This window comes from Mucilaginibacter pineti, assembly GCF_900101875.1.
Taxonomy (GTDB): Bacteria; Bacteroidota; Bacteroidia; order Sphingobacteriales; family Sphingobacteriaceae; genus Mucilaginibacter; species Mucilaginibacter pineti.
In genome coordinates this window covers 96,751-111,210 of the sequence record NZ_FNAI01000002.1, presented here as the reverse complement: position 1 = coordinate 111,210, position 14,460 = coordinate 96,751, and the positions used below count along the sequence as shown (strand labels likewise).

General features: G+C 37.9%; 8 protein-coding genes. All 8 read right to left on the bottom strand.

The genetic code is table 11. The features are described from left to right. Nucleotides 1-7 precede the first annotated feature (7 nt). On the bottom strand, nucleotides 8-1,555 hold the full coding sequence (locus tag BLS59_RS04810; protein ID WP_143014044.1) for a lipopolysaccharide biosynthesis protein: 1,548 nt from the start codon (nucleotides 1,553-1,555) through the stop codon (nucleotides 8-10). 107 nt (nucleotides 1,556-1,662) lie between these two features. Continuing rightward, complete coding sequence (locus BLS59_RS04805; RefSeq protein ID WP_091145396.1) at nucleotides 1,663-2,556, bottom strand: glycosyltransferase family protein; 894 nt, start codon at nucleotides 2,554-2,556, stop codon at nucleotides 1,663-1,665. A gap of 16 nt (nucleotides 2,557-2,572) precedes the next feature. Beyond that, entirely contained in the window at nucleotides 2,573-3,511 is a 939-nt protein-coding gene (locus BLS59_RS04800) for a GDP-mannose 4,6-dehydratase (RefSeq protein WP_091145391.1), read from the bottom strand. A gap of 48 nt (nucleotides 3,512-3,559) precedes the next feature. Further along, complete coding sequence (locus BLS59_RS04795) at nucleotides 3,560-5,944, bottom strand: GumC family protein (RefSeq protein WP_091145388.1); 2,385 nt, start codon at nucleotides 5,942-5,944, stop codon at nucleotides 3,560-3,562. Nucleotides 5,945-5,956: 12 nt separating this feature from the next. Continuing rightward, nucleotides 5,957-6,754, bottom strand: coding sequence for a polysaccharide biosynthesis/export family protein (locus BLS59_RS04790; protein WP_091145384.1), 798 nt, complete (start codon nucleotides 6,752-6,754; stop codon nucleotides 5,957-5,959). Between the two features lie 247 nt (nucleotides 6,755-7,001). Next, nucleotides 7,002-9,494, bottom strand: coding sequence for a hypothetical protein (locus tag BLS59_RS04785; RefSeq protein WP_091145380.1), 2,493 nt, complete (start codon nucleotides 9,492-9,494; stop codon nucleotides 7,002-7,004). A 75-nt stretch (nucleotides 9,495-9,569) separates the two neighbouring features. Then, the gene (locus BLS59_RS04780; RefSeq protein WP_091145376.1) at nucleotides 9,570-9,881 is read right to left on the bottom strand and encodes a DUF3467 domain-containing protein; all 312 of its coding nucleotides are present in this window, start codon (nucleotides 9,879-9,881) and stop codon (nucleotides 9,570-9,572) included. Between the two features lie 200 nt (nucleotides 9,882-10,081). Beyond that, nucleotides 10,082-14,368 carry a DNA-directed RNA polymerase subunit beta' gene (gene rpoC, locus BLS59_RS04775; RefSeq protein ID WP_091145372.1) on the bottom strand — a complete coding sequence of 1,429 codons (4,287 nt, stop codon included), beginning with the start codon at nucleotides 14,366-14,368 and terminating at the stop codon, nucleotides 10,082-10,084. Nucleotides 14,369-14,460: the final 92 nt, after the last annotated feature.

The window sequence follows — 14,460 nt, the reverse complement described above, 5'->3', positions numbered from 1 at the left end:
TGTTAAATTAATTGGCTTTTTTAATTATTAAATGTTTCATCCCAGGCAGTTTGGATAAAAAGAACATTGCTTTTTCTGTAGCCAGAGGGGGCAATACCTTCCAATAGCGCCAAAAATTCCAAACAAGTAGTGCTAACGCTAAAATTAATGAAACCCATTTTAAAGAGGGAATCCAAATCATTGAGGCCATTCCACCTGCGGTAATCCAAACAGATGCTGATGCAATACGTGAAGATGCTTTAGGCCAGATCAGCCCGTTTTCCTGAAGCCAGTTCCGGGCCACGTATCTATAACCATTAGTAGATATAATTTCGGCAAGCAGCAATGCTATACCTGCCCCCATTAAACCAAAGTAAGGAATAAAAATAACAAGCCCCAGAATTACTACTATGGCACTAATGATAGATAAAACTAATTGCGAACGTAAAAGATTATTACCTACAACAATGGCTATTGCAGGCTGAGATACAGCATACACAAGCACACCCAAAGAAAGTGTAGCAAACAATATAGGATTAAATGGAATTTGGCCCCGTGTCCATATTGTATAAATTGGGCCTATAAACATTTGAACAATCAATACCATGGGTGCCATAATTGCCATTAAAACAATCCAAATGGTACCAAATGAGGCTTCACTACGGGCCTGATCTTTTTGATGTAAAAACCGCATTAACTCGGGCTCAAGTGGGTTAACTATTGTATTTAATCCTTGTAAAGCAACGTTTGCGCCAGTTCTTAATGTTGAAAAATTGGCTAATCCTGAAGCTCCAACCATAGGTGTAAGAATTATCCGCACGCCTTGCTGACGAACATTTTCAAGCAAACCCTTTCCGGATAACAGCAAAGAAAACTTAAAGTTCATGAATCCGGTTTTTATAGAGGGGCGTACAAAACCTATATTTTCTTTGCGCATCAATATATACATATCAATAAATTGTGGAATATTAAACGCAATAGTTGCTATAGCTAAAACTTCGCCTGCTAATAATAAATCTCCACCATACACTACCGCTATTGCCGGCGCAATACTGGTAACAACCGCTGATAATACCCCCCACCACGAGAATCGCGGGTAATATCCAAACGGCGATAACACCCTAACAAAAATTCCACCAACACTGCCGCAAAAAAGCCATGAAATTTCCAATGCAAACAGTACGTAAATGATTGACCGGATTAAGGCTTGGTCTTCTAAATGGGCTTCGCCAAGCACTTTACCTAACAAACCTGTATACAATAATAAAATGGTGATTATAATTTGCAGTATGCCTAAAAACAGGCCAACAACTGCACCTGACCATAAATATTCACGAAGCTTATCGAGCTTTATGCGGCCAAATTTTAGAAATTCATATGCCAGGAATGTTTGATGACCATTATCCAAAGTTGCCATTACACTTATAAAGGCCTGAATTGAAAGCCATACCCCATACGTTTTAACATTCCAATGTGTCAAATACAGGGGTACAAGTGCCATCTGGGCTATCATAGATACCCCTATTCTTACCCACGATGATACGCTACCGGAAATAACTCTTGCTATTGTTGACATAATATACTGATGACATATGTCACCGATCTAATTATTAGAATAGTAAATGAAATTACAAACATGTTGTTTAATAGCTGTTTGTTTAACTATTAAAACCAATGTTAATTTTATTTTGAAAGTGACTTTAATACTTTCTTTACAGACTTGGCAAACCTTTTAGCCTTTATTTTGACATCGTATGTTTCCATTTTTAACCAACTCGAAAAGCCAGGAACTTCTGAAGTGCTTACCGGCAATGCAAAATAAGCTCCAAAATATGGCTGCTCAAGAGGGAATCTTATAGCATTGTTCCAAGAGCCTGGTACCGTAGGGTGTAAAAACTTTGTAGATTTATTCCAATAAACCCATTTATATTTAAACCAATCAACCGGGTTAAAATCGGTTGCGTGGCCCCAGGTAGAAATTTTTTCTTCCATTTCAACGTCAGACATCACGTAACCGTAATGATAACAAGGACAATCAATTACTTTTACTGATTGCGCATCGCAAAGACGCTTATTGGTAAACTTTGCTTTTGAAGCACATCTTATAGCAAAGCCTGCATTTGTTCCTTTTATGCTTCCATCTTCATTAACCAGTACATAATGAGATGATTTCCAAAAGTTATACCACGTTGTTATCAACAAATCATCTGTGGTATTAGTTGACAATTCTCTTTTTATCTGCTCCCAGGTAGAATCCAGATAAAACTCATCTGCATCTTCAATAAGAAACCAATCGAATCCCTCTGCTCTTGCTTTTTCCAGGCATTCATTTCTCATATCTTCTTCAGTAAGCCAATCACCCTGAATTATCTCTACTTTATCACTGCCTGCTGCTGCCGTAACAATGTCTGAGATTGTAGTAGGGTTAGTTTTACTTAATCGTGAAGATTCAACATACTGCCATGGGCGTTGGCTATGAACAACATATATTTTGTCAACATGCGGTTCAATTGATTTTAACACAACGCTCAAAAATCTGTTTACATTGTATGCTAACACATGAACTGCTATTTTCATAAATATCTATTAAAGGTTAAACAGCTAACCATTCTTTAAACTTCAATAAACCGGTGGCCAGATCTGTTTGTGGATTATAGTTTAATAACCGTTTTGCTTTGTCTACATCGGCAAATGTATGAGGTACATCACCTGGCTGCTCTTCAAAACGGTCAATAATGGCCTTTTTATCGCATATTTTTTCTATACTTTCTATTAAACCGGTTAGCGTCACGGTTTTATAATTTCCGAGGTTAATTATTTCAAAATTGGTGTCGGAGTAATTTATAGCACCTATTATCCCGCTTACAGTATCATCAACAAATGTATAATCACGGCTGGTTTCGCCGTTTCCAAATACAGGTATTGGTTTTCCGTTAAGTATCAGCTTAAAAAATTTATGTATAGCTAAATCAGGACGCTGCCCAGGACCGTAAACAGTAAAGAAACGTAAGGCTATAAAACGGATATTATAAAGATGACTATAAACATGTCCAAGCATTTCTCCCGATAACTTAGTTGAAGCATACGGGCTTATAGGCATTAGCGTTTCGGTTTCTGTCCATGGAACGTTTTCATTAATTCCGTAAACACTGCTTGATGATGCAAAAACAAATTGGGTTATATTATTCTTTTTAGCATATTCCAACAGGTTTTGAGTTCCGCTTACATTTACATCCTGATATAGTATTGGATTTACGATACTTGGCCTCACACCGGCTTTAGCTGCCAGGTGAACTATCACATTTACATCTGTTGCTTTATCCAAATCGGCCATATTTCTGATATCGCCTTCAATAAACTCAAAGTTGGGATTTGCTTTAAATGGCAACAGATTTTTTTCTTTGATATCCTTTGGATAAAAATCATCGAAATTATCTATGCAAACTACCTTAGTATCACCAGCAGATAACAATTTAGCTATTAAATTACTTCCAATAAAGCCAGCTCCGCCTGTTACCAATATTTTTTTCATTCACTAATGTTTATTTGAATTTTACTCTTGTTAAATCAGGCTTCAGAACTATTTTTTATTGAAAATTTTCAAAAACCAATTCTCGCTCTTTTCATTGTTATCTACATAATAGCCATTGTCGTAACCGTAACCGTAGCCATAACCATAGCCGTAGCCATAAGATCCGCTCGCTTTTACATCATTAACAACAATTGCCATTTTAGGTATTTTTTTGTTGCGTGACAGATCATCAACTATTTCAATCTGCTTTTTGAAAGTATATTTCTGCCTTACCATGTAAATACACATATCAGAGTATTTAGCCAACAACTGCGCATCAGTAACAAGGCCTATCGGCGGAGCATCAACTATAATGTAATCAAAGTCGGCTCTTAATTTTTTAAATAAATCCTCAACTCTATTATTCAAAATAATTTCTGACGGATTAGGCGGCACCGGGCCAGAACTAATCATAAAAAGATTTTCATTAAACGGAGTACTCTTGATTATGTCTTTTGGATTAACAACACTTGAAATAACATAATTAGTTAAACCAAACTCATTAGACATTCCAAGTTTTGTAGACAAGGTAGGCCTACGCAAATCCATCTCCATAAGCAATACTCTTTTTCCCGAGATTGCCAAAACCATACCGAGGTTGACCGCAGTAAACGATTTACCTTCACCAGACATACTCGAGGTTAACAAAATTACCTTTTCATTATCCCCATTCAGGAAGAATTGAAGATTTGTTCGTAAAGCCCTGAATTGTTCGGCTATAATTGTTCTTGATTTATCAGTAACAACAATTGTGTTATTAGCACTATTATCTTTATTATTTGCAACCTCACCAATTATCGGCACCCTTGTTTTATTGGTAATATCTTCTTTTGCCGAAATTTTGTTGTTCAAAAGGTCCAGAAGATAGAGAATACATAAAGGTATAGCCAAACCAAAAAACAAGCCAATAAAGTAAATCAGTTTCTTTACAGGGCTAATAGGAAGTACCCCCGCTTTAGGAGGATCAATAACACGGGAGTTGGATATATTGGATGTTTTAGAAATAGCAGTTTCTTCGCGCTTTTGCATTAAAAACACATAAAGCTCTTGCTTTACCTGTTGTTGACGGGATAGATCCAGGTAAATACGTTCCTTTTTTGGTACCGTTTGCCCTACGCTTTGAAATTGATTAATCTTGCTTTGTAAATTATTCCTAGTAATAATATAGGTATTACGCGTATTATTAAGACTTGCAAGCATTCCTTTTCTTAATCCCGCAATCTGCTCGTCCAGGTTTTGGATGAAAGGGTTCTTTTCTGTTGTTGAAAGTAACTGCTTTTCACGATCTAAAATAAGGCTGTTATAACGTTCAATTAGCGCACTAAACGAAATGTCGCTTACCATAGCATTAGGGAAAACACGCTTGTTTTTATTTTCGTCTTTTAAATATTTTTCAAGATCATTCAAAATATTAATCTGAACTTCAGCTTTACCAAGGTCATCCATGTAAGTACTGGTATTACTAACCAATTGCTTGGATTGCTCATCCATGTTGGATAACTTATTGTCTTGCTTAAATTCCTGAATGTCGCCTTCAACCTTTCCTAATTCTTTACCAACAAAGGTTAATTCATTTTGTATAAAAGCAATTGTGAGATCAGCAACTTTGTTCTTGTCATTAACGTTCTCGCGCTGGTAAACTTCAATTAATTTATTAAGGATGTCTTCAGCTTTTCCTTGTAAAGGATAGTTAAAGCTTAGATTTACTATTGAAACCTGCTTATTAGGAACAACCACCAATAAGTTTGCCATGTATTCGGTTACCTTGGAGTCAAAATCAGCTATGGTAAGCGTATAAGTACCATCATTTAATTTCACCTTAAAATCTCTAACAATTTTAACAGTACCTACCCCAGGTAACTCAAAGGGCACATCATATTTGACAGTCTTTTTAAAATCCTCATTATATAAAGTAACCTGCGATTGCAATAACTCAACCTTATAACTATTCGGTTTCTCTACAGGAGATTTTACCAAAGTAATTAACTCAAATGGTTTATTGCTGTATAGCTCGTTCTTTTTGAAATGTCCCAAAAAGCCGTATTCAACGTTAGCGGTTAGTGCGGTAACCACTTTTTCCATAAGATAACGAGTACGCAAAATTTCTGCCTCATTATCAACAGAGCTTGTAGTATTGAACAAGTCGGTTATCCCGCCTAAAGCATCTGCAGCAGCGCTTTTAGTTTGGTTATCATCCTTAATAAATATCTCAGCCGATGTTGTATATACAGGTGTAGAGTACTTTAAATAAACATAGGAAACTGAAAGAGCTATTATTGTAGATAGCAGCAACCAGTGCCAGTTAGAAATTAATTTTATTAAAAAATAATTTGGCGCAGAACTATCATCTCTTTCTGAGAAGGAATCATCAAAAGAATCTTGATTATTATTCATTAAAATGTGAGTTTATTTAATTCTTGTTATGAGTACAACAACCAGCGACAGTAAGGATATGGCAATAGTTGTAAACTGTATCTTTGAAGTATTATTTAATGCAATACGTGCTTTGTTTGGTTCAATATATAGCACATCATTTTGTTGCAGATAATAATCGGGGGATTGAAGAAAATTTGAAGAAGTTAGATTGACACGTCTGAATTCTTTTTTACCATCTATTTCGCGGATGATTAAAACATTTTCCCGCTTTCCGTAGATTGTTAAATCCCCGGCAAGACCAATGGCGTCAAACACAGAAACCTTTTCATTAGGAGTGATATAAGCGCCTGGCCTGTTAACTTCGCCCAATACAGTTATTTTGTAATTTAAATATCTAACCTGTACAGTAGGAGATTTTAAATATTCTGTAGCCGTTTTCCTTATTACCTCAGCGGCATCATAAGTGGTTAATCCGGCAACCTTAATTTTGCCTAACAAAGGCACCTCAACTAATCCATCTTTATTAACCAGGTACCCATTTGCAGGAGATACCCCACCTGAAGCACCATTTGAAACCGATTGAGAAGCCGATTGATTTACTAAAAGCGTTATTTGCGGATCTATAGTTTGTATTGTAATAGATAAAATATCGTCAGGCTGAATCAATGGCTGATGATATTCTGCCAAAACAGCACTCTCCAATTTACCCGAATCCGGAACATTCCTCAAGTATACAACGTCTTTAGGGGCGGCGCAGGAAAATAAACAAGTTACTAAATAATAAAATAAAGCACTACGGACAATTAATTTACAGGTATATTGTTTCATAGGAAGGGCTCGAGCAAAAATTTGTTTAGAGTTTACAACTATTAGTGGTATTGCTTATTATTGGACCAAGATAGCTAAATTTATTAAAACGAAAAGATTATTTTTTGTTTTTTTTTAATTTTAAGGCCTTAAACAAGCATAGACTTCAATCACATTGCACTTTTATTATCAATTTATCAATTAAATATACAATTTAATACAAGGACTAAAAGCCTTTAATTCAGTTTTTATCGGAAATTTTCATTTTTTATTGTTTCAATTGATCTATCAACGCTTGCTTTATTTGCTGGACCTTATCAGTTGGTTGAACAATAAAAGTATCAGGCCCAACTTTTTTGATAGATGAGCTTTCAAACGGTACACCATTAATTGAAAGGTCGATATTTTTTATCGAACTATTAGTTTTAAGATTTATTGATGCTGATATATCCGCAGCATTTTGATTAGCAAAATAATTAGCATCTATATCAATTTTTAAATTACCGGCGCTTTGCTCATTAATTACAATTTTACCTAAAGGAAATTGCGCTATTTTTATTTCACATACAGGAGTAATAAAATCTATGGGTAAAACTTTCTTTAAATTTGCCTGATAGGCAACCCAGGTTTTAGAAGGCTTACAGGATAATAGCCAAAGACTATTTCCGGGATCGGTTTTAAGGGTAGCATCTTTTAAACTAATTGTGCCGGTATTATTAGATGTAAATTCAGGAGAAGAAACAAATGGCATCCAACTATCATCTGAACCGTTAATTTTCCTGGAGGCATATTGCTCTGTGTAGCTATTCCAGCGCATATCCAATTCATCAGTATCCCGTTTATAGTCTATATGGCGGTCAAAGCCATTTGCATCATCGGCCACAACTTTTGCTGCCATCATTTTCTTTTGAAAATTTGCAAAAGACCCATATTGATCTTTATTACCAGCTTCAACCACAAAACCAGAACGGGCATTATACCAATCTTCATTGCTTATATTTTCTATATTTCCGTTCGAAAGATTGTCTTGATAAAGCACTATTTGATGCGCTCGTTTTTCCAGGGTAATTTTGCAATCGCCTTTAAAACATGTATTCTTTAATGGTAATACCGCTGCGTAAACATCTCCATCTTCTATAAACCACCATTCGCCGGGGTTTAACTGAGCCGGAAGCGATTTCACAGGTTTGTTATTTATGTACAACCCATCTAAGCTATCTTCCCAACGAAATAAAAACATAGCTGCCGATGCTCTTGTTACTTTTGATTTTACAAAGTCGCCACCAGTGCGTGGAACACCGGGTTTGGGAACATAGGAGATGATCATTTTATTTTTGCTTTGCAAGGTACCAACCCGGCCGTAATCTGCAAATTCTCTATACCATGGCCCGCCTACGCCACCTGTTTCATCACTCAAGTTCTTATCCGGAGCATTTTCAAAATAAACATCGCCCTTATCAAATGCGCTCATCCCGTTAATAACGTAATGTGGATACAATACGCAAAATCTTTTTGGGCTACCCAGTGGTTCACTTGAACTACGACTATTATTCCACCATACTGATGCAGCCAAAACACTAGTATTTGTTACAAATGAATTTGTAGTTGAACCAATTGTATAATTACTTGTTTGATAATTTACGTATTTGTGCGGTTGATTTGCATCTCCCTTTTTTACCCCAGCCAATACAGGATAAGTTGAAGTTTTATAGTTCATTGTACATTGCAGCAAATTTGGAAGCGATTTATTCCAGGCAATATCCTGTAAATAAGGAGGTAACTCGGGCAAAGCTGCTTCTGTTGGTATTACCTCAAATGATTGACGAAATGCTTTAGGATCTATATTCTTATCCCAGTTGAAAAAAAGGTTAAGCCATATAGGCCTATCGAGGCTGGTTGCAAAAAGAGCGCGTTCATTATCACTACCTAACCATTCTTTTGGAGCCATTCTGCTGCCTGGCCCTGTTATACGTTGTAATGGAGCAGACCATGTCAAATACCTGTTTATCCATAATCTTTCAGAAATTAACCTGGCCATCCGCCTTGCAACGGGATCTGAAGAATATTTTTCTATAATATTCCAGCTTGCTACCCCACCCCAATGACTCTCTAATAAATTGAATTCTCCCTGATCTCCGAAATTATTCATGTTATCAAGTTCATTTTTCATGCCCTGTAAACCAGCCGAACTTATACTATTATCAGTGACAAGCCTTGGTGCAAGAGAAAGGGCAGTTAAATAACCATGCACATTTGCACCATTTGCCCCTGGTACATTTAAAAGGCCTATATAACCAGCTGTTTTACCAGATAAATTTAATGCATTCAGAGTGCTTATTATTGCAGTCTTAGTTTCGGGGAGCAATTTATCCGGTACCCGAAGACCCAGTTCAATCCACGTATTAGGCGCTCTGCTGGCGGGATTTCTACTTTGATAACCAGCCACATTTGCCATAATTGTACGGCACTCCCGCTGAATTTGCTTATTGGCGAGCGCTACATCACTTGCATTATTACTCTGCAAGAGTTCCATTCGTGATTTTTTTTCAGGCAAATTATCCGGGTTGCTTCGCCAATTGTAACTCTGCATCCAGTAATTAAGCGCATCCTGACCATTTACTAAATGATCTTTGAAAAAGGTATCGTCATATGAAGGAGCCCTCCATTTACTTACGTCAACTTGATTATCAACTCCTTGAGCCATTACCTGGCTACAATAAAACGTAACCGCTGTTAATATTAAAGCAACAAAATTTTTCATTTTTATGTTAATCAAATGCCCCTGCAGTTATACAAATAAACACTGTATAAAATAAACTTCCTGGTACCAGCTCTTTTATGCCTGCCCCATGGTACCACCAAAATTCATCGGAAAACCAGATGGATCCTGCTGAATCTTTATCCGTCCGTTCAATGCTTCAAATTTCTCAATGTTGTCTTCCAGCGCAGTTAACAGTCGCTTTGCATGCTCGGGCGTTAAAATTATTCTTGATTTTACTTTTGCTTTTGGCACACCTGGCATAACCCGGATAAAATCGAGTACAAACTCCGAACTGGAGTGTGTAATTATTGCCAAATTTGAATATATACCCTCGGCTATTTCTTCAGACAGCTCAATATTAAGCTGATTTTCATTTTGTTCTTCCATTCCACTAAATTATAAAAAGCCTATGTTTTTATTAATAGCCTTTTTAGGGTATTTATACAAAAATACCTGCGGCAAATGCAGGTATCTAAATGTGAATCATAAACAACGGATCAAACAGTTTGTTTTAAAAAAAATAAAAATATTTAAACAAAAAAGCCTTCCCTTTTTAGGGGAAGGCTTGTAAAATATACAGCTTAAAATTAAGCTTCTATTTCTTCGGCTTTTGAAGCCATTAAGCGGTCAAACTCTTCTTGTGAGCCCACACGGATATTTTCGTATTCGCGTAAACCTGTACCTGAAGGTATAAGGTGACCAACAATAACGTTTTCTTTCAAACCAAGCATTAAGTCTTTTTTACCTGCTATGGCGGCTTCATTCAGTACTTTGGTAGTTTCCTGGAACGATGCTGCAGAGATAAACGATTTGGTACCTAATGATGCCCTGGTGATACCTTGCAGTATCGGGCTTGAAGTTGCTGCTATAGCATCACGTACTTCAACCAATGCTAAATCTTTACGTTTTAGGATTGAGTTTTCGTCACGCAACCTTCTTAAAGATACTATCTGTCCGGCTTTTAATGTAGCTGAATCACCTGGCTCAACAACAACCTTCTTGTCAAATATCTCATCATTTTCGGTCATGAAATCCCAGCTGTCAACAGCTTCGCGTTCAAGGAAACGGGTATCACCTGCATCTTCAATTGCTACTTTCTGCATCATCTGGTGAACTATCACCTCAAAGTGCTTGTCATTTATCTTCACACCTTGTAAACGGTAAACTTCTTGTATACCATTCACCAGGTATTCCTGTACAGCAGCGGGGCCTTTAATAGCAAGGATATCAGCAGGAGATATTGAACCATCTGATAACGGCATACCAGCTTTCACAAAGTCATTATCCTGTACAAGGATGTGTTTTGACAATGGAACAAGGTATTTCTTGATCTGGCCATCTTTTGATTCAATGGTCATTTCGCGGTTACCACGTTTAATACCACCTAAGGTTACCACACCATCAATTTCGGTTACTACAGCCGGGTTAGATGGGTTACGTGCTTCAAACAGCTCGGTTACACGTGGTAAACCACCTGTAATATCCCGGGTTTTACCGGTTGAACGAGGAATTTTGGCAATAACCTGTCCGGTTTGTAGTTTTTCGCCTTCTTCAACAGCGATGTGTGCTCCTACCGGAATGTTGTATCCTTTAATGATGTTACCTTTATTATCGGCTATTTGAATAACAGGGTTTTTGGTTTTATCCCTGGTATCAATAATTACCTTTTCACGGTGACCGGTTTGCTCATCAGATTCTTCACGGAAAGTGATACCTTCTAATACAGCATCAAATGTGGTGATACCTGCAAACTCCGATATGATTACCGCATTGTACGGATCCCATGAACAGATACGATCGCCTTTGGTGATCTTGCTGCCGTCCTGGATGTACAGGTATGAACCGTAAGGAATGTTGTTGGTAACAATTACCTTGTTACTTCCTTCTTCAACAATACGGAACTCGCCAGAACGACCCAATACTACATCAACAACGCCTTCTTCGGTTTTGTATTGAACGGTACGTACGTTTTCAAATTCAATGATACCATCAAACCTTGCATTGATCTGTGATTCTGCAGCAATGTTTGATGCGGTACCACCCACGTGGAATGTACGTAGTGTTAACTGTGTACCCGGCTCACCGATTGATTGTGCAGCAATTACACCAACAGCTTCACCTTTTTGCACGCGTTTACCGCTTGCAAGGTTACGGCCGTAGCATAAAGCACACACACCGCGTTTGCTTTCACATGTTAATACCGAACGGATCTCGATACCCTCTAAAGGAGAGTTCTCTATTTTTTTACCAATCTCTTCAGTAATATCCTGACCTGCATGGGCTAACAATTCGTTAGTGATAGGGTCATGAACATCATGTAAAGTTGTACGACCTAAAATACGGTCATATAATGGCTCAACAATATCTTCGTTATCTTTTAGTGCAGTTGTGTAAATACCTCTTAAAGTACCGCAATCAACCATACCAACAATCATATCCTGGGCAACATCATGCAACCTACGGGTTAAGTAACCAGCATCAGCCGTTTTCAACGCCGTATCCGCCAAACCTTTACGGGCACCGTGGGTAGAGATAAAGTACTCTAACACCGACAAGCCTTCTTTAAAGTTTGATAAGATAGGGTTTTCAATGATCTCACCACCTGAACCTGATTTTTGAGGCTTGGCCATCAAACCACGCATACCTGCAAGCTGACGGATCTGCTCTTTAGAACCACGCGCACCAGAGTCAAGCATCATGTACACCGAGTTAAAGCCTTGGTTATCGTTGCTCAGGATGTCCATCACATTCGCAGTTAAGCGGTTGTTGATACGTGTCCAGATATCGATAATTTGGTTGTAACGCTCGTTGTTGGTAATGAAACCCATGTTGTAGTTACCCATAACCTCTTCAACTTGTTTAGAAGCTGTTTCGATAAGTGTAACTTTTTCTGCAGGGATATTGATATCCTTAAGGTTAAATGATAAACCACCCTGGAATGCCATTATGAAACCTAATTCCTTAATATCGTCAAGGAACTGGGCTGCACGCGCCATACCGGTAATTTTCACAACCTCGCCAATAATATCACGCAGTGATTTTTTGGTAAGTAATTCGTTGATGTAACCTACTTCAACAGGTACATGCTGGTTAAACAACACGCGGCCTACAGTAGTATCAATAATTTTGCTTACAATTTCGCCATCTTTTTCCTTAACAAACGCTTTAACTTTAATAAAGGCGTGCAAGTCAATTTTTCTTTCGTTGTAAGCTATAATTACTTCTTCGGCAGAGTAAAAAGTTAAGCCCTGACCTTTAACAACGCGTGTTTCATCAGTTTTACGGCCTTTGGTTATGTAGTACAAACCAAGCACCATGTCCTGAGATGGAACGGTAATAGGTGTTCCGTTGGCAGGGTTTAAAATGTTGTGTGATGCAAGCATCAACACCTGGGCTTCCAAAATTGCCGCGTTACCAAGTGGTACGTGAACGGCCATCTGGTCACCGTCAAAATCCGCATTGAATGCTGTACAGGTTAATGGGTGCAATTGGATTGCTTTACCTTCAACCAGTTTTGGCTGGAACGACTGGATACCTAACCTGTGCAGCGTAGGCGCACGGTTTAGTAATACAGGGTGTCCTTTCAATACGTTTTCCAAAATATCCCAAACTAATGGGTCTTTACGGTCAACAATCTTTTTGGCAGATTTTACTGTTTTAACCACACCACGCTCAATCATTTTGCGGATGATAAATGGTTTAAACAGCTCGGCAGCCATATCTTTTGGTAAACCGCACTCGTGTAATTTAAGGTTTGGACCTACAACAATTACCGAACGGGCAGAATAATCCACACGTTTACCTAATAAGTTTTGACGGAAACGGCCTTGCTTACCTTTCAGGATATCTGAAAGTGATTTCAATGCACGGTTACCTTCGGTTTTAACGGCGTTTACTTTACGTGAGTTGTCAAATAACGAATCTACAGCTTCCTGTAACATACGTTTTTCGTTACGTAAAATAACTTCCGGTGCTTTTATCTCAATTAAACGTTTTAAACGGTTGTTACGGATAATTACACGACGGTAAAGGTCATTCAAATCTGAAGTAGCGAAACGACCGCCTTCCAAAGGCACTAACGGACGCAATTCTGGCGGGATAACCGGAACGATCTTAACGATCATCCACTCGGGGTTATTCTCTATCCTGGTTTTTGCATCACGGAAAGCCTCAACAACCTGTAAACGTTTTAAAGCTTCGTTTTTACGTTGTTGTGAAGTTTCGTTTGCTGCCTGGTGACGTAAGTTATATGATAACTCATCCAGGTTAAGGCGTTTTAATAATTCTTCCAAAGCCTCGGCACCCATTTTGGCAACAAATTTCTGAGGATCTTTGTCGTCAAGGTACTGGTTTTCTTTCGGAAGGGTATCTAATACGTCAAGGTATTCTTCTTCAGTAAGGAAATCCATTTTCTGGATACCGTCTGATTCTTTAATACCTGGTTGTATAACTACATAACGTTCGTAGTAAATAATAAGGTCTAACCTTTTTGTAGGTAAGCCTAATAAGTAACCAATTTTATTTGGCAACGAACGGAAGTACCAGATATGCGCAACAGGAACAACAAGGTTAATGTGACCCATACGCTCACGACGCACTTTCTTTTCGGTTACTTCAACACCGCAACGGTCGCAAACAATACCTTTATAACGGATACGTTTGTATTTACCGCAATGGCACTCATAATCTTTAACCGGACCAAAAATACGCTCGCAGAATAAACCATCGCGCTCAGGCTTGTATGTCCTGTAGTTGATGGTTTCTGGTTTTAAAACCTCACCGCTTGAACGCTCAAGAATGGACTCGGGAGAGGCCAAACTGATAGTAATTGTGGTGAAATTACTTTTGATTTTATTATCCTTTTTGTAAGACATAAATTCTTTCTTTTTTTGAAGGTGATTTTAGGTAAAAGGCGAAAGATGAAAGGTGAAAGGTTTTTTACCTTTCGCCTTTTACCTTTCAGCTT